Below are 20,022 nucleotides of genomic sequence, written 5' to 3'. Positions count from 1 at the left end.
CATGACGACCATCCCTCAGCCCGCCGGCGCCGTCCTGCACGACGCCCTGCCCCGGCTGCTGCCGCGGACCCCGCTGGACCTGGCCGCCCACACTGCGCAGTACGGCCCCCGGGCCGGCACGCAGGGGCTGTCGGCGATGCTCGCCGAGGCCGGGCTGACCGGGCGCGGCGGTGCCGCCTTCCCGGTGCACCGCAAGCTGGAGGCCGTCGCCGCGGCGGCCGGACGCAGCGGACGGACCCCCGTCGCCGTGGCCAACGGCTGCGAGGGCGAACCCGCCAGCCACAAGGACGCGACGCTGCTGCGGCTGGCCCCGCACCTGGTCCTGGACGGGCTGCTGACCGCCGCCGAGGCGATCGGCGCCCGGACCGCGCACCTGGCCGTGGAGCAGGGCAGCGGCCTGCTGCCCGGGCTGCGCGCCGCACTGGCCGAGCGCGGCGGCGACCGGGTTGAGCTGACCGAGGTGCCGCGCCGGTTCCTCTCCGGCGAGTCCTCCGCGCTCACCGGCTACCTCTCCGGCGGCAGCGGTCTGCCCCGCTTCCCGCAGCCGCCGACCCGCGAACGCGGCGTCGGCGGGGCGCCCACCCTGGTGCAGAACGTGGAGACGCTGGCCCAGCTGGCACTGGTCTCCCGCTACGGCCCCGGCTGGTTCCGCACCGCGGGCACTGCGGCGGAGCCCGGCTCCATGCTGTGCACCGTCCACACCGCCGGGACGGCCCCCCGGGTTTTCGAGGCCTCCACCGGGACTCCGCTGCGGCGGCTGTTCGGTCCGCTCCCGTCGCCGGTCCAGGCGGTGCTGGTGGGCGGCTACCACGGCAGCTGGCTGCCGGCGGCCGCGCTGGACCGGCGCCTGGCTGCGGCCGACCTGGGCGTGCCGCTGGGCGCGGGCGTGCTGGCGGCGCTGCCGGCCGACCGCTGCGGGCTGGTCGAGACCGCCCGGGTGCTGCGCTACCTGGCGCTGGAGTCGGCCGGACAGTGCGGCCCCTGCCTCAACGGGCTGCCGCGGATCGCCGCGGCCTTCGCCGATCTGGCCTCGCCGCTGCGGGCCGTCGGCTCGCCCCGGCTGCTCGACGACCTGGCCCGCTGGTCCGGCCTGGTCGAGGGCCGCGGCGTGTGCCACCACCCGGACGGAACGGTGCGGCTGGTGCGCAGCGCCCTCACCGTCTTCGCCGCCGAGGCCTCCGCCCACCAGGTCGGCTACTGCACCGGCAGCAACCCGGCGCCGCTGCTGCCGGTCCCGTCCGACCCCGCACCGGAGGGCCTGCGATGAACACCGACCTGCGACTCGCCGTCGACTGGACCGCCTGCACCGCCCACGGCCTGTGCGCGGAACTGCTCCCGGAGCGGATCACCCTGGACGAGTGGGGCTACCCCCTGGTCGAGGGCACCCCGCTCCCACCCGAAGCCGTCCGCCGCGCCAAGCGGGCCGCCGCCGACTGCCCGGTACTGGCCCTGAAACTGCAGTGAGAATCCGTGCGTGAATGCGTCATGAATTCACGCACGGCAATAAAAACGCAATGGGAGGAAATCCCACGGAAGGACTGGAGGCCATGACCGGATTCGAACCGGCGTAAACCGCTTTGCAGGCGGTCCCCTCAACCACTCGGGCACACGGCCGTGACAGGGGTGACGCAGAGATCGGGCAGACAGTACTTCAGCAGACTCTGCTTCAGCTGACGGCGGGACAACAACACGCCGTACAGCGGCTCCGGGTGCGACAGGTGCCGATGCGAACCATGCTGCTGGTGTTCATCGGTCCTCCTTCGGGTCGCTATTCCGGTGCTGCTCGATGCATTTGACTCTACGGTATTCACCCCCGTGTCAGTCAACAGATTCTCGGAAAAGAATGCGGACCTAGGGCGGAAGGACCAGTGGCACTAGGTCGCACGACAGGGGTCAACCCAGCAGATGACCCTTACACTCGCTTCAGTGACCACCCACACCACCCACCCCGCCGCGACCGGAGCCGAGCCCGCCCAGGAGACCGTGCTGAGCGGTCCGTACCGGGCGCTGACCTTCGGCATCGTGTCCACCGTGCTGCTCGTGGCCTTCGAGGCGACGGCCGTGAACACCGCGATGCCGGTCGCCGCCCGGGCCCTGCACGGGCTCGGGCTCTACGCCTTCGCCTTCTCCGGCTTCTTCACCGCCAGCCTGCTCGCCATGGTGGTCTCGGGGGAGTGGTGCGACAAGCGCGGACCGCTGGGACCGCTCAGCGCCGGCATCGCCGCCTTCGGCGCCGGTCTGCTGGTCGCGGGCACCGCGCAGGACATGGGCGTCTTCGTCGCCGGCCGGGCCGTGCAGGGGCTGGGCGGCGGGCTGGTGATCGTGGCCCTGTACGTGGTCGTCGGCCGGGCCTACCCGGAGCGGCTGCGGCCCTCCGTCTTCGCGGCCTTCTCGGCGGCCTGGGTGCTCCCCTCGATCGTCGGCCCGGTGGTCTCCGGGACGGTCACCCAGCACCTGGGCTGGCGCTGGGTGTTCCTGTCCATCCCGGTGCTGGTGCTGCTGCCGGTCTCGCTGATGCTCCCTCAGCTGCGCCGGCTGCAGGCCGGCGACGGCTCAGGGCGCAGCTGGGCGCTGAACCGCGGCCGGCTGCTGTTCGCCCTGGCCCTGGCCGTCGGCGCGGGGCTGCTCCAGTACGCGGGGCAGCTGCTGGACGGCTACGCGCTGATCCCGGCGGCGGCCGGGCTGCTGCTGCTCGTCCCCGCCGTCCGCAGGCTGCTGCCGCACGGGACCTTCCGCGCCGCGCGCGGCCTGCCCACGGTGATCCTGCTGCGCGGCCTCGCGGCCGGCACCTTCTTCGCCGCCGAGTCCTTCATCCCGCTGATGCTGGTCACCCAGCGCGGCCTGTCGCCGACCCTGGCCGGGCTCTCGCTCACCAGCGGCGGGCTGAGCTGGGCGCTCGGCTCCTGGGTCCAGGGCCGCTCCTGGGCCGACCGGCACCGCGGGCTGCTGATCCGCACCGGCTTCCTGATGTCGGCCGCGGCCATCGCCGGCGCCGGGCTCGCCCTGGTCCCGGCCGTCCCGCCGTACGCCGTCGCGTTCGCCTGGGCGGTCGGCGGCATGGGCATGGGACTGACCATCGCCAGCGTCGGGGTGCTGATGCTGGGCCTCTCGGACCCCGACGACACCGGTGAGAACTCCGCCTCGCTCCAGGTCAGCGACGCGCTCGGGAACGTGCTCCTGGTCGGCTTCGCCGGCGTGCTCTTCTCGGTGGTGGGCACCGGGACCAAGGGCGGTTTCGCCGCCATCTTCGCCGTGATGGCGGCGATTGCGCTGGTCGGAGCGGTGGTGAGCGGACGCACCGCGAAACGGCACGGCTGAAGACGCGGGTACGACACATCGCCCCGGTAGGGTAGGCGGGTTGTCCGAAGACCCTCGAAGTACGTCCAGCCGAAGCTCGTCCAGCCGAAGTGCATCCTGCCGCCGACCCTGCCGGAGACCGTGAGTACTGCAACCGCCTCCCACCACCTGTCCCCTGCCTTCCCCGGCCGGGCCCCCTGGGGTACCGCGGGGAAGCTGCGCGCCTGGCAGCAGGCCGCCATGGAGCGCTACATCGAGGCGCAGCCGCGTGACTTCCTGGCCGTGGCGACGCCCGGCGCCGGGAAGACCACCTTCGCGCTGACGCTGGCGTCGTACCTGCTGCACAACCACGTGGTGCAGCAGATCACCGTGGTCGCGCCGACCGAGCACCTGAAGAAGCAGTGGGCGGAGGCGGCGGCGCGGATAGGGATCCGGCTGGATCCGACCTACAGCAGCGGCCGGCTGTCGCCCGACTACCAGGGCATCGTCATCACCTACGCCGGCGTGGGCGTCAACCCGATGCTGCACCGCAACCGGGTCGAGCAGCGCAAGACCCTGGTGATCCTGGACGAGATCCACCACGCCGGCGACTCCAAGTCCTGGGGCGAGGCCTGCGCCGAGGCCTTCGAGCCGGCGACCCGGCGGCTCGCGCTGACCGGGACGCCGTTCCGCTCCGACACCAACCCGATCCCCTTCGTCAGCTACGAGGCCGGCAACGACGGGGTCCGCAAGAGCGTCGCCGACTACACCTACGGCTACGGCCACGCGCTGGACGACCATGTGGTCCGGCCGGTGATCTTCCTCTCCTACAGCGGCAACATGCGCTGGCGCACCAAGGCCGGGGACGAGGTCGCGGCGCGGCTCGGCGAGCCGATGACCAAGGACGCCATCGCCCAGGCCTGGCGGACCGCACTGGCGCCGCAGGGCGAGTGGATGCCCAATGTGCTGCGGGCGGCCGACAAGCGGCTGACCGAGGTGCGCAAGGGGATCCCGGACGCCGGCGGGCTGGTGATCGCCACCGACCAGAACGTGGCCCGCGCCTACGCCAAGATGATCAGGGAGATCACCGGGGAGAAGGTCACCCTGGTGCTGTCCGACGAGGCCGAGGCCTCCCAGCGGATCTCCGACTTCTCCGAGGGCACCCAGCGCTGGATGGTCGCGGTGCGGATGGTGTCCGAGGGCGTGGACGTGCCGCGCCTGGCCGTCGGCGTCTACGCCACCTCGATCTCCACACCGCTGTTCTTCGCCCAGGCGGTGGGCCGCTTCGTCCGGGCCAGGAAGCGCGGCGAGACGGCCTCGGTCTTCCTGCCCTCGGTGCCGACCCTGCTGACCTTCGCCAACGAGATGGAACTGCAGCGCGACCACGTCCTGGACCGGAAGAAGAGCAAGGAGGACGGCCTCTTCGACGAGGAGGACGCGCTGCTCGCCGAGGCCGAGAAGACCAAGGACGAGGCCGACGGCGGCATGGACGAGCTGCCCTGGGAGGCGCTGGAGTCCGATGCGGTCTTCGACCGGGTGCTCTACGACGGCCATGAGTTCGGCATGCAGGCGCACGCCGGCTCGGAGGAGGAAGAGGAGTACCTCGGCATCCCCGGCCTGCTGGAACCGGACCAGGTGCAGATACTGCTGCAGAAGCGGCAGACCCGGCAGATCCAGCGCAGCAAGGCCAAGCCGGCCGAGGAGGCCGACCTGATCGAGCTGCCGGCCGAGAAGCGTCCGGTGGTCACCCACAAGCAGCTGCAGGAGCTGCGCAAGGAGCTGAACGGGCTGGTCGGCGCCTGGCACCACCGCACCGGCCAGCCGCACGGCACCATCCACAACGAGCTGCGGCGGGTCTGCGGCGGGCCGCTCACCGCGCAGGCGACGGCGGGTCAGCTGCAGGCGAGGATCAAGAAGATCCAGGAGTGGGCCACGAAGATCACCTGACGGCCGGTCGGCGGCCGGCCGGGGTGTCCGGTCAGGGCGCCGCCGGGCCGGTGATGTAGGTGCCCGAGGCGCTGTAGGGCCAGCCGTTGTCGACGCAGCCCTTCATCCCCTTGAGCTGCTGCATCATCACCGGCGCCGGATCCCCGACGCCGGCGCAGGTGACGTGGTTGTGGCCGAGCGAGTGGCCGACCTCGTGGTTGATCGCCAGTGCGTGGTAGAGGTCGGCCTGCCCCTTGTAGGCAGGGGTCAGGTCGATCCAGCGGGCCACGTTCTCGGCCACCTGGTTGCCGCTGTTGCTGCAGTTCACCCCGCCCTTCAGCACTTCGAAGATGGTGGTGATGCCGAAGGTCTGGCAGCGGCGGTCGGTGGTCTCCGGCGAGGCCAGGTAGATGGTGAAGGCCACCGGGCCGGAGTCCACCCGCTGGAACGACCACAGGCCGCCGGCGCTCCAGCCCTGCTTGGTGTTGTCCAGGACGGCGTCCACCTCGGAGGCGAACAGCGCGGCGCTGATCCCCAGGCCGTTCTCCACGGCGACCTTGTAGCGCTTGAGGGTGCCCGTCCCGTAGCGCTTGGTGGTGCCGGTCGCGTAGGTGTAGGTCCCCGGGCCCGAGGAGGGCCAGCTGGTCGGCAGCAGGGCGGCCGTGGAGGCTGACGCCGAGGTCGAAGCCGGGGTGGACTTCGAGGCCGAGGGCGAGGCCGCCGAGCGGGGGGCGCCGGGGGAGCTGCTGCCCGCCGTCGAAGCGCCGCCGCTGCCCGCGGCCGACGGGGTCGACGGGTTCGACTCGGCGGCGGTGGCCCTGGTGTTGCCCGAGCCGTTCAGCAGGTAGCCGCCGACCCCGAGCACCGCCACCAGTGCCATCGCGCCCAGGGCCTTGGGCGCGGAGCTCCGTCTCGGTCTGCGCCGCCCCCGCCCGGACGCGCGTCTGCGCCCGCCGCTCGGGGGAGCGGAGCGGGCTGACGCGCGACGGGAGCCAGGGGACATGGGTCAGGAACTCTCTGTGCGGGAAGGGAACCGAGGTGCACCAGCGAATACATCTGGGTCACGCGGATGGTTGCACACGTTCCTGAAGTCCCTGACAGCAAAATGGATTCGGTCACGGTTCGGTAAGGCGAGATGTCCGGTTGCCCCGCCTTGCCCCGATCGGTTCCTCGCTCAGCGATGAATCCTGACCGAATTCTGGACAACCCCTTCCGCTGGGCGGTATCGGCTCACTAGCGTCCACCCTCACCACACATCCGGCGGAAGAGGAGCACAGGCGGTGACCGCCGAGACTTCACAGACCCTGGACCGGGGTGTCCAGGTCCTCAAACTCCTCGCCGACTCCGAGCGGGGCCTCACCGTCACCGAGCTCGCCGGGCGCCTCGGGGTCAACCGCACCGTGGTCTACCGGCTGCTGGCGACCCTGGAGCAGCACGGTCTGGTCCGCCGGGACATCGGCGGCCGGGCCCGGGTCGGCCTCGGCGTGCTGCGGCTCGCCCACCGGGTGCACCCGCTGCTGCGCGAGGCCGCGCTGCCGGCGCTGCGGAGCCTGGCCGAGGACCTCGGCGCGACGGCGCACCTGACGCTGGTGGACGGGAACGACGCGCTGGTGGTCGCGGTGGTGGAGCCGAGCTGGACCGACTTCCACGTGGCCTACCGGACCGGGCTGCGGCACCAGCTGGACGAGAACGCCGCGGGCCGGGCGATCCTCGCTGCGCGGGCGCTGCCGTACGGGGCCCGGCCGGAGCCGCCGTTCGTCGCGACCGGGGCCGAGGAGCGGTCCGGGGCCTGCGGGGCGGCGGCGGCGTTGCTGGGGTTGAGCGGGATCGAGGGGTGTGTCGGGGTGGTGATGCTCGGGGGGATGGTGCCGGAGCGGGTCGGTCCCCGGGTGGTGGAGGCGGCGGCGGACGTGGCGGAAGCGCTCCGGTGAGGTGGTTGGGGTCTGTGGACGGCCCTACGTCGGTGGAGGGTTGGCCGCGCAGTTCCCCGCGCCCCTGACGGCTCGCTCCGCGAGCCGATGAGGGGTCGGCGACGGCGGTGTGTTTTGATGCGCGGTGTGCTGTTCACTCTGCCTTCGTCGATGTCCCGTCGTTCCGTCGTCCTGACGGTGTGCGCCGCTGTGGTGGTGGCGCTGCTCGGGGTGGCGGCGTTCGCGCCGTTGCCGTTCACGATCATGTATCCCGGGATCACCGCCAACACGCTGGGGAGCTACCCGGAGAAGGCGTCGGACGGGCAGCAGCCGCAGCAGGTGATCACCATCACCGGTGCGACGGTTCGGCAGACCAGCGGTGCGCTGCGGATGACCACGATCGAGGCGACCGCGCCGCAGGACTCGGTCAGCCTGCTGCAGGCGGTCCGGGCCTGGCCGAACCCGCGCGAGGCGGTCGTGCCGCACGACGCGGTGTATCCGGCCGGCCAGAACGTGCAGCAGGTCAATGCGACCAACCAGCAGGAGATGACCGAGTCGCAGTCGGACGCCACCACGGCCGCGCTGAGCTACCTGCACCTGGACGCGGCCAAGGTGAAGGTGACCATCAACCTCGCCAGCGTGGGCGGTCCCAGCGCCGGGCTGATGTTCACCCTGGGGATCGTCGACCTGCTCGACGGCAACGGCACCGGCAAGGCGGGTGCGGCCGGTGACCTGACCAACGGCGCGAACATCGCCGGTACCGGGGCGATCGACGGCGCGGGCAAGGTCTCCGAGGTCGGCGGGGTGGCGCTGAAGACCAAGGCGGCGGCCAGGGACGGCGCCACGGTGTTCCTGGTGCCCAGCTCCGAGTGCTCGGACGCGCGGGCGAACACCCCGGCCGGTCTGCGGCTGGTCCCGGTGGACACCCTGGGCCAGGCGGTCAACGCGCTGAAGGCGCTGCAGCAGGGGACCGGCACCGTCCCGTCCTGCTGACCGGCCGGACCGAACGGTCAGACGCGGCTCAGGGCTTGCGGTAGAAGGTGCCGGTCAGCGTGCCCTCGCCGATGGCGTGGGCGTGCAGTCCGGTCGGGTCGAAGGCGATGACCTTGCCGATCTTCGTGGGGGAGTAGCCCTTCGGCAGGGCGTAGACCGTGAAGACGTAGTCGTCCTCGGTGCCGCCCTCAGGGCACGGCGGCAGGTACGTGGTGACGATGTGCCCCTGCGGCTGCTGCCCCTCGGTGACCCCGGTGGTGCCCGCGGGTATCTCGACGGTGTACCAGTGCGTCAGGTCGGCGGCGCTGGTGTCCTCCATGTAGAGGGCCAGCCAGGCGGTGTCCTTGGGGACGCCGGTCCAGCTCAGCGGCGGGATGGTGCCGGTGCCCGAGCAGGTGTACTGGGTCGGGATGGTCTGCGAGTCGGCGAAGGCGCTGCTGGTCAGGGTGATCGCCGCCGGGGTGGAGCTCTGGGCCGGGGCGGAACTGCTGCCGCAGCCGGCCAGGGCCAGCAGCGGTGCGACGAGCGCGGCGGTGCGGACGGTGGTGCGGTGCACGGCGGATTCCCCCAGTGATGCGATCCGATGATGCGATCCGACAGGTATGGACCAGTGGCCTTGCTGTGAAGACCATAGGTACGGACCAATGATCGATCAAGGGTTGAGGGAGGATCAGCTCTTGGGCTTCACGAAGCCCTGGTCGATCAGCCACTGCCGGGCCACCGCCCGCGGGTCCTGGCCGTCCACGTCCACCTTGCCGTTGAGGCTCTGGGCGACGGTGTTGTCCAGCTTCGCCGAGAGCGGGTTCAGCAGCGCCGGGATCTGCGGGTACCTCTGCACCGTCCTGGTGGGCAGCACCGGGGCCGCGTTGTAGTTGGGGAAGAAGTGCTTGTCGTCGTCGAGCACCTTCAGCCCCAGCGCCGGGATCCGGCCGTCGGTGCTGTAGACGTCGCCGAGCAGGCAGGCGCTGCCGGCGGACAGGGTGGTGTAGACGATCCCGGCGTCCATCGTCCTGATGTTGGACTTGGGGATGCTCATGCCGTACGCCTTCTCCATGCCGGTGAGGCCGTCGTCGCGGACGGCGAACTCGTTGTCGACGCAGAGCGTCACCGCCGAGGGGTTGGAGTGGGACAGGGCGGCGACGTCGGACAGCGTCTTCAGGTGGTACTTGGCGATGTTGGTCGCGTTGCCGCCCAGTGCGTAGGTGTCGTTGAGCCGGGACTGGGGCAGCCAGGTGACGCCGTTCTTCAGGTCCGCGTCGTGGACCGCCTGCCACTGCTTCTGCGGGTCGGTGATCGGCTCGGTGTTGCCGAGGTAGGTGATCCACCCGGTGCCGGTGTACTCGTACATGGCGTCAGCGGTGCCGGAGACGATGGCCTGCCGGGCTCCGATGGAGCCGGAGATGTTGGTCTTGTCGATCACATGGGCCCCGGCGGCCGTCCAGACCAGCCCGATCATCTCGGCGAGGATGACGTTCTCGGTGAAGTTCTTGGACGCGATGGTCAGGTTGACGCCCTTGAGCGGCTGGCCCTGGCCCAGCGACCCCGGCACCAGGTCCTCGGGGATCTCGGTGCCGCTGTGCAGGCCGCAGCCGGAGAGGGCGAAGGGGAGCAGCAGCGCGAGCGGGAGGGCCAGGGTGCGGGGCCTCACTGGTGCACCTCCAGGCCGCGCGGGCTGAGCTGGAGCTCGGCGAGCGAGGCGAGCCAGTCCACCAGCAGGGCCAGACAGACCGTCAGCACCGCGCCGACGATCAGCACCCGGGTGCGCTGGGTGGTGATCCCGGCGGTGATCAGATTGCCCAGACCGCCGCCGCCGGCGAAGGCGGCCAGGGTGCCGGTGCCGACGTTGAGGATCAGCGCGGTGCGGACCCCGGCCAGGATCAGCGGCACCGCCAGCGGCAGCTCCACCCGGCCGAGCACCCCCACCGGGGACATCCCGATGCCCCGGGCGGCGTCCAGCAGGGTGGGGTCGATGGCCCGCAGTCCGGCCATGGTGTTGCTGAGCACCGGCAGCACCGCGTAGGCGACCATGCCGATCAGGGCGGTGCGCTGGCCGATGCCCAGCCAGAAGGTGAGCAGCGCCAGCAGGCCGATGGCGGGGGTGGCCTGGCCGAGGTTGGCCAGTGCGATGGCCACCGGGGCGGCCGGGCGGGCGAACCCGCGGCTCAGCAGGATGCCCAGCGGCAGCGCGATGACCAGCACGAAGAAGGTGGAGATCGCGGTCAGTTCGATCTGCTGCCAGAGGTAGAGCCGGACCTGGCCGCCGTTGAGCGAGTTCTTCTCGATGGAGTCCAGGCTGACGTTGGTGATCCACAGGTACAGCGCCAGCAGCAGCGCGAGCAGCACCAGCGGGGTGACCAGCAGCTTGCCCTTGGTGATCCGGTCCCACTTCACGGGTGCTCACCCCCCGCTCCGTCGGCCGCACCGCCCCCGGGCCCGCCCTCCAGGGCGGACCGCTGGTGCTGCTGCGACTCCTGGAGCTCGGCCAGCTCCTCGCGGTGCTCCAGGGCGGTGAGCCGGTCCGCCTCCAGCAGCTCGTGGACCGAGTTCAGCAGGGTCTCCATGTCGACCACGCCGACGTACTCGCCGCGCCGTCCGGTGATCGCGACCCGGCCGCCGTTGTCGGTGAGGACCGCCTCCAGCGCGTCGCGCAGCGTGGCGTCCGCGCTGACGGTGTGGCTGACCAGTGCGCCGGCCCGGGCCAGCGAGCCCCGGGCCCGCATCAGGTCGCCGCGGCGCAGCCACTTGTAGGGCCGGGATCTGCGGTCCAGCAGCAGGATCTCGTTGGAGCCGCCGCTGCGGAACCGGTCGAACAGGTCCTGCAGCGGCTCGTCCACGGTCACGGCGGGGAAGTCGACGATGCCGACGTCGCGCACCCGGGTGAGGTTGAGCCGTTTGAGCGCCGCGCCGGCGCCGACGAATCCGGAGACGAAGTCGTCGGCGGGGTTGGTGAGGATCGCCTCGGGGGTGTCGAACTGGGCGATGTGGGACTGCTCGCGCAGCACCGCGATGCGGTCGCCCAGCTTGATGGCCTCGTCGAAGTCATGGGTGACGAAGACGATGGTCTTGTGCAGTTCGTGCTGGAGCCGGATCAGCTCGTCCTGGAGGTGGTCCCTGGTGATCGGGTCCACCGCGCCGAAGGGCTCGTCCATCAGCAGCACCGGCGGGTCGGCGGCCAGGGCGCGGGCCACGCCGACGCGCTGCTGCTGGCCGCCGGAGAGCCGGCGCGGGTAGCGGTCGTGGAACTCCCGGGGGTCCAGACCGACCAGGTCCAGCATCTCCTCGACCCGGTCCTTGATCCGCTGCTTGCCCCAGCCAATCATCCGCGGCACCTGGGCGATGTTCTCGGCGACGGTGAGGTGCGGGAACAGTCCGGAGGACTGGATGGCGTAGCCGATCCGGCGGCGCAGCTTCACCGGGTCGATGTCGGTGACGTCCTCGCCGTTGATCCTGATCCGTCCGGAGCTGGGCTCGATCAGCCGGTTGATCATGCGCAGGGTGGTGCTCTTGCCGCAGCCGGACGGGCCGACCAGGATCACCGTCTCGCCGGCGCCGATCTCCATGCTGACCGAGTCCACCGAGGGGTTGGGGTTGCCCGGGTAGCGCTTGGTCAGGTTCTCCAGCTCGATGGTCGCCCCGGTGATCGGCGCGTCATTGGTGACCACGGGGGCGGCCGCGCGCTCGTTTGTCGAAGGGCGTGACGAGGCGTCAGGCACGGATACCCGCCGATACGGTCAGGCGCCCCAGCAGCACCAGGGCGGCGTCGAAGATGAACGCGAGCAGGACGATGCCCACCGTTCCGGCGACCACCTCGTTGAGTGCGTTGGCGCTGCCGAGGCTGGCGATCCCGCTGAAGATCTCGTTGCCGAGCCCCGGGCCCGAGGCGTAGGCGGCGATGGCCAGGATGCCCATGCTCATCTGGGTGGAGACCCGGATGCCGGTGAGGATGGTGGGCCAGGCGATCGGCAGTTCCACCCGGACCAGCCGGGCCAGCCCGGTCATCCCGATCCCGCGCGCGGCGTCCACCAGCGCCGGGTCCACCCCGCGCAGCCCGACCACCGAGTTGCGCACGATCGGCAGCAGCGCGTAGAGCACCAGGGCGGTGACGGTCGGCGGCACGCCGAGGCCCAGCACCGGGATCAGCAGGCCGAGCAGGGCGTAGGAGGGGATGGTGAGGATGGTGCCGGTGGCCAGTGTGGCGATCCGGCCGGCCCGGTCGCTGCGGTAGGTCAGCGCGCCGATGCCGACCCCGAGGACCACGGCGACGACCATGCACTGGAACACCGCGCTGGCGTGCTGGAAGGTGTCCGAGATCAGCTGGTCCTGGCGGCTGCTGACGTAGTCCCAGAAGTTCACTCGGCCCTCCCTCCCGTCTCTCTGCCGTGTCGTCAGTCCCCGGCGGCCTGTTCCACCAGTGGAAGCACGCGGAACGGAACCGGATTCTCCAGGGCAATCGCGGTGGAAGCCCGGACAATGCCATCAAACCCCACAACCCGGTCGATCACCCGCTGGAGATCGGCGTTGGAGCGGGCCACGATGCGGCAGAGCATGTCGCCCTGGCCGGTGATGGTGTGCAGTTCCAGCACCTCCGGCACGGAGGCCAGATGGGCCCGGACATCGGCGCCCTGACCTTGGGAGATCTCCAGGGTGGCGAAGGCGGTGACCGGGTAGCCGAGGGCGGCCGGGTCCAGCTGCGGGGCCGTGCTGCGGATCACCCCGTTGGCCCGCAGCCGATCGAGTCGGGCCTGGACGGTGCCGCGCGCGACCCCGAGCCGGCGCGAGCACTCCAGCACCCCGGGCCGGGGCTCCTCGGCGAGCAGCGCCAGCAGCGCGGCGTCCAGCGGGTCGATTCCGGGTGCGGTGGGCATGGGTGGCTCCAGGTGGGCAGAATGTACACAGAGAATGGGGTATAGCTGGCCCAGCTGTACAGCGTGTTCAGTGTTTCGCGGGACGGTTGCGCAGTCCCCACCGGGGCGAGACGGTACCGGCATCCGCACCCCACAGCTGGAGGACGCCATGACTGACGAGTTTCCCGTGAAGGGCATGGACGCGATCGTCTTCGCGGTCGGCAACGCCAAGCAGGCCGCGCACTACTACTCCACGGCCTTCGGCATGCGGCTGGTCGCCTACCAGGGGCCGGAGACCGGCGAGCGGGAGACCGCCTCGTACGTGCTGGAGTCGGGCTCGGCCCGTTTCGTCTTCACCTCGGTGGTGAAGGCGGCCACCGAGCGCGGGGTCTTCCTGGCCCAGCACGTCGCCGCGCACGGGGACGGCGTGGTCGACCTGGCCATCGAGGTCCCCGACGTCTACGCGGCCCACGCCTATGCCGTCGGCCACGGCGCGACCAGCCTGGCGGAGCCGTACGAGCTCAAGGACGACCACGGCACGGTGGTGCTGGCCGCCATCGCCACCTACGGCGAGACCCGGCACACCCTGGTCGACCGCAGCGGCTACGACGGCCCCTACCTGCCCGGCTTCTTGGGGCGCGGACCGCTGGTGGAGCCGCCGGCGCGAAGCGGGGGTTCGGGGGTGTCCCCCGAAGGGCGCTGGTTCCAGGCGGTGGACCACTGCGTGGGCAATGTGGAGCTGGGGCGGATGGACGAGTGGGTGTCCTTCTACAACCGGGTCATGGGCTTCACCAATATGAAGGAGTTCGTCGGCGACGACATCGCCACCGAGTACTCCGCGCTGATGTCCAAGGTGGTCGCGGACGGCAGCCGCAAGGTGAAGTTCCCGCTGAACGAGCCGGCCGCGGCCAAGAAGAAGTCGCAGATCGACGAGTACCTGGAGTTCTACGGCGGCCCCGGCGTCCAGCACCTGGCCCTGGCGACCAACGACATCGTGGCGACGGTACGGGCCATGCGCCTGGCCGGGGTGGAGTTCCTGGACACCCCGGACTCCTACTACGACACCCTGGGCGAGTGGGTCGGCGAGACCCGGGTGCCGCTGGCGCAGCTGCGCGAGCTGAAGATCCTGGCCGACCGGGACGAGGACGGCTACCTGCTGCAGATCTTCACCAAGCCGGTGCAGGACCGGCCGACGGTCTTCTTCGAGCTGATCGAGCGCCATGGCTCGATGGGCTTCGGCAAGGGCAACTTCAAGGCGCTGTTCGAGGCGATCGAGCGGGAGCAGGAGCGCCGCGGCAATCTGTGACGTCCCTTCAGGCGCGGCCGTTCAGAGGGTCATTCAGGTGAACCTGCGGGCGATGACAGATCATCAGTTCTAGGCTGCACAGATGATCGCTCGCCGCCTCCTCGCCCTCGCCGCGACTCCCGTGCTCGCCGCCCTCCTGGCAGGTGCCTCCCAGGGGGGCGGCGCCACGCCCGGCGCCCCCACCGCCGGGGATCCCTACTTCCCGCAGTCCGGGGACGGCGGCTACCACGTCGTCCACTACCGGATCGGCCTCGGATACACACCGGCGTCCCGGCACCTGGACGCGACGGCGGTGCTCACCTCCAGGGCCACCCAGAACCTGAGCTCCTTCGACCTGGACCTCTCCGGACTGACCGTCAGCAGCGTCCGGATCGACGGGCGGTCGGTGGCCTTCAGCCGCAGCGGAGTGAAGCTCAAGGTCACGCCGGCGCACGCGCTGCCCAAGGGCCGCACCTTCACGACCACGATCACGTATGCGGGGGTGCCGAAGGACGTCACCGACCCGGACGGCTCGGCCGACGGCTGGATCGTGCAGAAGGACGGCTCCGTGTTCGTCGCGAGCGAGCCGCAGGGCGCCATGACCTGGTTCCCCAGCAACAGCCACCCCCTCGACAAATCGACCTACCAGGTCTCGGTCACCGTCCCGGACGGCTGGACCGCCGTCTCCAACGGCCGCCTGCAGAACCGGCGCAGCAGCCACGGCCGCACCACCTTCGACTGGCGCGAGACCAGCCCGATGGCCGCTTACCTGGCCACCGCCAGCATCGGGAGGTTCCAGGTGCAGAGCTACCGGACCGCCTCCGGCCTCCCCGTCTACAACGCCGTCGACCCCGCCGAGGCCAAGGCGGCGGCCCCGGTGCTGGCCCAAATCCCGGCCGTCATCGCCTGGGAGAGCAAGCTGTTCGGGCCGTACCCCTTCGACGCGGCCGGCGCCATCGTCGAGCACGCCCACGGCGTGGGCTACGCCCTGGAGACCCAGACCAGGCCGGTCTACGACCGGGCGCCCGACATCGACACCCTGGTCCACGAGACCGCGCACCAGTGGTTCGGCGACTCGGTCAGCCTGGACCGCTGGAAGGACATCTGGCTGAACGAGGGCTTCGCCACCTACGCCGAATGGCTCTGGGACGCCCAGCACGGCGGCCCGAGCACCGCCCAGCGGCTCGCCACCGACTACGCCCTGCCGGCCGGCAACGACCTCTGGGCCTTCCCGGCCGGCGACCCGGGCGAGGCCGCCAACATCTTCGGCACGCCGCCCTACGAGCGCGGCGCGATGGTGCTGGAGAAGCTCCGCGAGCGCGTCGGCGACAGGGCCTTCTTCACCATCCTGCGGAGCTGGGCCGGCGACCGCCGCTACGGCCACGGCGACACCGCGCAGTTCATTGAGCTCAGCGAGAAGATCTCCGGCAGGAAGCTGGACTCGCTGTTCGCGACCTGGCTGTATGGGCAGGGCAAGCCCGCGACGCTGTAATCGGTAATCGTGCACCCAGCTGGGAGAACACAGCCATGAGTGACCTGGTCGACCTGCTCAGGGAGGGACTGCCGGAAGCGGCGGTCGTCACCGACCCCGAGGTGACCGCCGCCTACCGCCAGGACATGGCGGGGTTCTGCGCCAGCGGGAACCCGGCGGTGCTGGTGTTCCCGGACACGGTCGACCAGGTCAGGCATGTGATGCGGACCGCGACCGCGCTGCGGGTCCCGGTGGTCCCGCAGGGGGCGCGCACCGGGCTCTCCGGCGCGGCCAACGCGGTGGACGGCTGCATCCTGCTGTCCCTGGTGCGGATGAACCGGATCCTGGAGATCGACCCGGTGAACCGGATCGCGGTGGTCGAGCCCGGCGTCGTCAACGCGGCGCTGTCGCAGGCGGTGGGGGTGCACGGGCTGACCTACCCGCCGGACCCGTCCAGCTGGGAGAGCTGCACCATCGGCGGCAACATCGGCACCGCTTCGGGCGGCCTGTGCTGCGTCAAGTACGGCACCACCAGCGAGTACGTGCTGGGCCTGGACGTGGTGCTGGCCGACGGCGAACTGCTGCGGACCGGGCGCCGCACCGCCAAGGGCGTCGCCGGGTACGACCTCACCCGGCTGCTGGTCGGCTCCGAGGGCAGCCTGGGCATCGTCGTCGGCGCCACCCTGGCGCTGCGGCCCAGCCCGCCCCCGCAGCTGGCGCTCGCCGCCGAGTTCCCCAGCACAGCCGCCGCGTGTGCGGCGGTCTGCGCGGTGATGGAGGCCGGCTTCACCCCCTCGCTGATGGAACTGATGGACACGGTCTCGGTACGGGCCGTCAACTCCCTGGCCCAGATGGGCCTGCCGGACTCCACCGCGGCGCTGCTGCTGATCGCCTTCGACACCCTCGACCCGGTCGCCGACCTCGCCGCCGCCGGGGAGATCTGTACGGCGTACGGCGCGACCGAGGTCGTCCCGGCGGCCGACAGCGCGGAGTCGGAGCTGCTGCTCCAGGCCCGCAGGCTGTCGCTGACCGCGATGGACACCCTGGGCACCACCATGGTCGACGACGTGGCGGTACCCAGGTCGGAGCTGGCCGCGATGATCGACGGGGTGGCCGCGATCGCCGAGCAGTTCGACCTCACCATCGGGGTGGTCGCCCACGCGGGCGACGGGAACACGCACCCGGTGGTGGTCTTCGACGCGTCCGACCCGGAGGAGACCGCGCGGGCGCGGGAGTCGTTCGACGCGATCATGGCGCTGGGGCTGGAGCTGGGCGGGACGATCACCGGGGAGCACGGGGTGGGGCTGCTCAAGCGGGAGTGGCTTGCGCGGGAGATCGGGCCGGTGGGAGTTGCTCTGCAGCGGCGGATCAAGGCGGCGTTCGATCCGTTGGGGTTGTTGAACCCGGGGAAGGTTTTCTGAGCGGTGCACGCTGGTGGTGGGCTGGGCGCGCGCGCAGTAAAAGACACAGCCCCGCGCCCCTTTCGGGGCTCAGCTGGAGCCGGTTTGGACCAGTGGGGGGTGGCCGTTCCAGGTGACGTAGAAGATGGAGTCGGTGCCGGCGCCGCCGTCCTGCTGGAAGTCGACGCGGAGCCAGGTGTCGGTGACCCACTGGTGCCAGGACCAGCCGGGGTCGGGGGTGACCGAGACGATGCTGGCCGAGGTGGTGCCCATGTCGATGACGATGCGGCCGCCGGGGCGGGTGAAGGTCTGGATGGTGCCGGCGGCGCTCGCGGAGGGGCTCGGCGAGGGGCTGGCCGAGGGGGATGCGGAGGCCGTCGGGGTGTGCGACCGCGTCGCGGAGCGGCTCGGCCCGGCGGACGGCGTCGCGGACGGGCTCGGGGACGGGATGGTCACCGCCGAGCCGATGGAGGTCGGCAGCGGCGGGGGAGTGGGCGAGGCGCTGGAGGGGTCGGCCACCGCCACCAGTGCGCTGGGCTGCTCGTAGGTGCCGTCGCGCAGCACCCGGTGCACGCCGAACCAGGACACGGACACCGCCGCTGCGGTCGCTCCGGTCCATGCCGCTGCCCGTACCAGTCCTCTGCGCACGGGCATCAGTATGGCGGTTAACCCGAATGGGCTACCTTCACTGTTCATGGCAACTGTCCTGGTGGTCGAGGACGACCCGTTCGTGCGCTCCGCCCTGATCCGGCACCTGACCGGGGCGGGCCATGCCGTGCGCAGCGTCGGCACCGCGCTGGAGGCGCTGCGCGAGGTCGCCCAGGTCGGCTGCGACGTGGTGATCCTCGACCTCGGCCTGCCCGACCTGGACGGCAGCGAGGCGCTGAAGATGATCCGCGGCCTCACCGACGTCCCGGTGATCATCTCCACCGCGCGGGACGACGAGAACGAGATCGTCCGGCTGCTCAACGCCGGGGCCGACGACTACCTGGTCAAACCCTTCTCCGGGGAGCACCTCAGCGCCAGGATGGCCGCGGTGCTGCGCCGCTCCGGCGCGACCGCGGGCGCGGGGCAGCACCTTCAGGTCGGCGGGCTGCGGATCGACCTGCAGCGGCGCGAGGTGCTGCTGGACGGCGCCGCGCTCGACCTGACCCGGCGCGAGTTCGACCTGCTGGCCTTCCTGGCCGCCCGCCCCGGCGTGGTGGTCTCCCGGCGGGAGCTGCTCGCCGAGGTGTGGCGCCAGCCGTACGGGACCGACCAGACCATCGACGTGCACCTGTCCTGGCTGCGCCGCAAACTCGGTGAGACCGCGTCACGGCCGCGCTACCTGCACACCGTGCGTGGGGTGGGCGTCCGGCTGGACGTGCCCACCGGACCGAGACCGGGGTCGGCACCGTGAGGTGGGCGCTGGTGAAGGTCTGCGTCGCGGTCACCACCATGGTCGCGCTGGCCTTCCTGCTGCCGCTGGGCCTGATGGTCCGGGAGACCGCCCGCGACCGCGCCTTCAGCGGGGCCGAGCGGCAGGCGGCCGCCATCGGTCCGGCACTGGCGATCACCGGCGACCCCGGTGAGCTGACCCGGGCGCTGGCCAGCACCCAGGCCGGGGCGGCCGGGATGATGGCCGTGCACGTCCCCGGCCACACCGCGGTGGCCGACGGCAGCGGCACCCGGGTCACCGGGCTCACCACCATCGGCACGCCCCGCGCCACCAGCGACCAGATCCTCGGCGCCGCCGCCGCCGGACACCCGGTCAGCACCGGGGTCCCGGGCGGCTTCGCCTACCTCGAACCGGTCGCGGTCGGCAGCGGCGGCATCGCCGTGGTGGAGGTGTTCATCCCCAACGCGACGCTCAGTCAGGGAGTCGTCGCCGCCTGGCTGGTGCTGACCGGGGTGGCGGTGGTGCTGGTGCTGATCTCGGTGCTGGTCGCCGACCGGCTGGGCACCAGGATCGTCGGCTCGGCCCGCCGGCTGGCCGGCGCCGCGCGGGCGCTGGGCGCCGGCGACCTGGCGGTACGGGTCCCGCAGGCGGACGACTCCCCGCCGGAGCTGCGGGACGCGGCCGCCGCCTTCAACGCCATGGCCGACCGGGTGGTGCGGCTGGTCGCCGCCGAGCGCGAGCTCGCCGCCGACCTGTCGCACCGGCTGCGCACCCCGCTCACGGTGCTGCGGCTGAACGCCGCCGCACTGGGGCAGGGCGATGTCGCCGAGCAGACCCGGCACGCGGTGGACCAGCTGGAACGCGAGGTCGACCAGATCATCCACACCGCCCGCGGACGCAGCCAGGGGCTGATCCCCGGCGACGGAACCGGGGCGGGATCCGGGGCCGATGACGACGCCGCGCCGGCGCCGCTGTCCTGCGACGCCGCCGAGGCGATCAGGGACCGGGTGGCCTTCTGGTCCGCGCTCGCCGAGGACGAGGGCCGGGACTGGCGGCTGTCCGGCGCCGACTCCGACGCGCCGCCGGCCCTGGTGCCGGTGGCCACGGCCGATCTGGGCGCGGCCCTGGACTCGCTGCTGGGCAACATCTTCCGGCACACCCCCGAGGGCACCGCCTTCGCCGTCGACGTGCACCGGGCCGCCGACGCGGTCATCGTGATGGTCTCCGACGCCGGTCCCGGCATCGCCGACACCGAGGCGGCGCTGCGCCGCGGCCACGGCGCGGGCGGGGCCGGCTCCACCGGCCTCGGCCTGGACATCGTGCGCCGGGTCGCCGAGTCGACCGGCGGCGAGGTCGAGGTGGGGCGCTCGGCCATCCTGGGCGGGAGCGAGATCCGGATCCGGCTGCAGACGGCACCGACCGGGACCCGGTCCCCGGGGTCCCGCAGCCGCCGCCGGCCCGCACCCCGGGTGCGCCTGGTGCGGTAGCCGGGATTCCGTTCCGGGGCCTCAGGCCGGGCTCCGCTGCCGGTGATGCGGA

At 71.8% G+C, this 20,022-nt stretch carries 19 protein-coding genes and 1 tRNA gene; 11 read left to right on the top strand and 9 right to left on the bottom strand.

Annotated elements, in window-relative coordinates; genetic code table 11:
* Nucleotide 1: 1 nt before the first annotated feature.
* Both IF29_RS0128060 and IF29_RS0128055 read left to right on the top strand, forming a co-directional pair.
* Nucleotides 2-1,267, top strand: coding sequence for an NADH-ubiquinone oxidoreductase-F iron-sulfur binding region domain-containing protein (locus IF29_RS0128060; protein ID WP_037596936.1), 1,266 nt, complete (start codon nt 2-4; stop codon nt 1,265-1,267).
* The gene (locus tag IF29_RS0128055; protein WP_030260570.1) at nt 1,264-1,464 is read left to right on the top strand and encodes a ferredoxin; all 201 of its coding nucleotides are present in this window, start codon (nt 1,264-1,266) and stop codon (nt 1,462-1,464) included. Before IF29_RS0128060 ends, IF29_RS0128055 begins: the two co-directional genes overlap by 4 nt.
* 75 nt (nt 1,465-1,539) lie before the next feature.
* Here IF29_RS0128055 and IF29_RS0128050 read toward each other — a convergent pair.
* Nucleotides 1,540-1,614, bottom strand: a tRNA-Cys gene (locus IF29_RS0128050).
* A gap of 291 nt (nt 1,615-1,905) precedes the next feature.
* On the opposite strand from IF29_RS0128050, the gene IF29_RS0128045 reads away from it, so the two are divergent.
* Nucleotides 1,906-3,318, top strand: a complete 1,413-nt coding sequence (locus IF29_RS0128045; protein ID WP_084715089.1) for an MFS transporter — start codon at nt 1,906-1,908, stop codon at nt 3,316-3,318.
* Nucleotides 3,319-3,438: 120 nt separating this feature from the next.
* Nucleotides 3,439-5,223 (top strand): DEAD/DEAH box helicase, encoded by a 1,785-nt coding sequence (locus IF29_RS0128040; RefSeq protein WP_084715087.1) that lies wholly within the window; start codon nt 3,439-3,441, stop codon nt 5,221-5,223.
* Between the two features lie 31 nt (nt 5,224-5,254).
* Here IF29_RS0128040 and IF29_RS0128035 read toward each other — a convergent pair whose 3' ends face one another.
* Complete coding sequence (locus IF29_RS0128035) at nt 5,255-6,082, bottom strand: DUF3152 domain-containing protein (protein ID WP_051726110.1); 828 nt, start codon at nt 6,080-6,082, stop codon at nt 5,255-5,257.
* Nucleotides 6,083-6,482: 400 nt separating this feature from the next.
* Here IF29_RS0128035 and IF29_RS0128030 point away from each other — a divergent pair, with 400 nt between their 5' ends.
* Together IF29_RS0128030 and IF29_RS0128025 are read left to right on the top strand one after the other, a co-directional pair.
* Nucleotides 6,483-7,133 carry an IclR family transcriptional regulator gene (locus IF29_RS0128030; protein WP_030260563.1) on the top strand — a complete coding sequence of 217 codons (651 nt, stop codon included), beginning with the start codon at nt 6,483-6,485 and terminating at the stop codon, nt 7,131-7,133.
* A gap of 150 nt (nt 7,134-7,283) precedes the next feature.
* The gene (locus IF29_RS0128025; protein ID WP_037596977.1) at nt 7,284-8,105 is read left to right on the top strand and encodes a S16 family serine protease; all 822 of its coding nucleotides are present in this window, start codon (nt 7,284-7,286) and stop codon (nt 8,103-8,105) included.
* 28 nt (nt 8,106-8,133) lie between these two features.
* Here IF29_RS0128025 and IF29_RS43925 read toward each other — a convergent pair whose 3' ends face one another.
* From IF29_RS43925 to IF29_RS0127995, 6 genes are all read right to left on the bottom strand, one after another.
* Nucleotides 8,134-8,661, bottom strand: coding sequence for a YbhB/YbcL family Raf kinase inhibitor-like protein (locus IF29_RS43925; RefSeq protein WP_051726109.1), 528 nt, complete (start codon nt 8,659-8,661; stop codon nt 8,134-8,136).
* 114 nt (nt 8,662-8,775) lie between these two features.
* On the bottom strand, nt 8,776-9,753 hold the full coding sequence (locus IF29_RS0128015; RefSeq protein ID WP_037596933.1) for a glycine betaine ABC transporter substrate-binding protein: 978 nt from the start codon (nt 9,751-9,753) through the stop codon (nt 8,776-8,778).
* Nucleotides 9,750-10,496 carry an ABC transporter permease gene (locus IF29_RS0128010; RefSeq protein ID WP_051726108.1) on the bottom strand — a complete coding sequence of 249 codons (747 nt, stop codon included), beginning with the start codon at nt 10,494-10,496 and terminating at the stop codon, nt 9,750-9,752. The genes IF29_RS0128015 and IF29_RS0128010 overlap by 4 nt, the downstream gene beginning before the upstream one ends.
* Nucleotides 10,493-11,767, bottom strand: coding sequence for a betaine/proline/choline family ABC transporter ATP-binding protein (locus tag IF29_RS0128005; RefSeq protein ID WP_030260555.1), 1,275 nt, complete (start codon nt 11,765-11,767; stop codon nt 10,493-10,495). Before IF29_RS0128005 ends, IF29_RS0128010 begins: the two co-directional genes overlap by 4 nt.
* 43 nt (nt 11,768-11,810) lie before the next feature.
* Nucleotides 11,811-12,458, bottom strand: a complete 648-nt coding sequence (locus IF29_RS0128000) for an ABC transporter permease (protein WP_030260553.1) — start codon at nt 12,456-12,458, stop codon at nt 11,811-11,813.
* A gap of 32 nt (nt 12,459-12,490) precedes the next feature.
* Nucleotides 12,491-12,970 carry an Lrp/AsnC family transcriptional regulator gene (locus IF29_RS0127995; protein WP_030260551.1) on the bottom strand — a complete coding sequence of 160 codons (480 nt, stop codon included), beginning with the start codon at nt 12,968-12,970 and terminating at the stop codon, nt 12,491-12,493.
* Between the two features lie 148 nt (nt 12,971-13,118).
* Here IF29_RS0127995 and hppD point away from each other — a divergent pair, with 148 nt between their 5' ends.
* The 3 genes from hppD to IF29_RS0127980 all read left to right on the top strand — a co-directional run bounded on the left by hppD (nt 13,119) and on the right by IF29_RS0127980 (nt 17,126).
* Nucleotides 13,119-14,255, top strand: a complete 1,137-nt coding sequence (gene hppD / locus IF29_RS0127990) for a 4-hydroxyphenylpyruvate dioxygenase (RefSeq protein ID WP_051726107.1) — start codon at nt 13,119-13,121, stop codon at nt 14,253-14,255.
* 82 nt (nt 14,256-14,337) lie between these two features.
* A complete protein-coding gene (locus IF29_RS0127985; RefSeq protein WP_030260546.1) occupies nt 14,338-15,726 on the top strand; it encodes a M1 family metallopeptidase in 1,389 nt (462 codons plus the stop codon).
* 35 nt (nt 15,727-15,761) lie between these two features.
* A complete protein-coding gene (locus IF29_RS0127980; protein WP_030260543.1) occupies nt 15,762-17,126 on the top strand; it encodes an FAD-binding oxidoreductase in 1,365 nt (454 codons plus the stop codon).
* 69 nt (nt 17,127-17,195) lie between these two features.
* Here the strand turns inward: IF29_RS0127980 and IF29_RS0127975 are convergent, their stop codons facing one another.
* Nucleotides 17,196-17,753 (bottom strand): hypothetical protein, encoded by a 558-nt coding sequence (locus tag IF29_RS0127975; RefSeq protein ID WP_030260541.1) that lies wholly within the window; start codon nt 17,751-17,753, stop codon nt 17,196-17,198.
* A gap of 46 nt (nt 17,754-17,799) precedes the next feature.
* Between IF29_RS0127975 and IF29_RS0127970 the strand changes: the two genes are divergently transcribed.
* Both IF29_RS0127970 and IF29_RS0127965 read left to right on the top strand, forming a co-directional pair.
* Nucleotides 17,800-18,504, top strand: a complete 705-nt coding sequence (locus tag IF29_RS0127970; protein WP_030260540.1) for a response regulator transcription factor — start codon at nt 17,800-17,802, stop codon at nt 18,502-18,504.
* Entirely contained in the window at nt 18,501-19,970 is a 1,470-nt protein-coding gene (locus IF29_RS0127965; RefSeq protein ID WP_030260537.1) for a sensor histidine kinase, read from the top strand. The genes IF29_RS0127970 and IF29_RS0127965 overlap by 4 nt, the downstream gene beginning before the upstream one ends.
* The last annotated feature ends 52 nt before the right edge of the window (nt 19,971-20,022 follow it).

Source organism: Streptacidiphilus jeojiense, assembly GCF_000719095.1.
In the GTDB taxonomy this organism is placed as follows: Bacteria; Actinomycetota; Actinomycetes; order Streptomycetales; family Streptomycetaceae; genus Streptacidiphilus; species Streptacidiphilus jeojiensis.
Note: the sequence above shows the minus strand (reverse complement) of the source record. Positions and strands in the feature narration are given on the sequence as shown.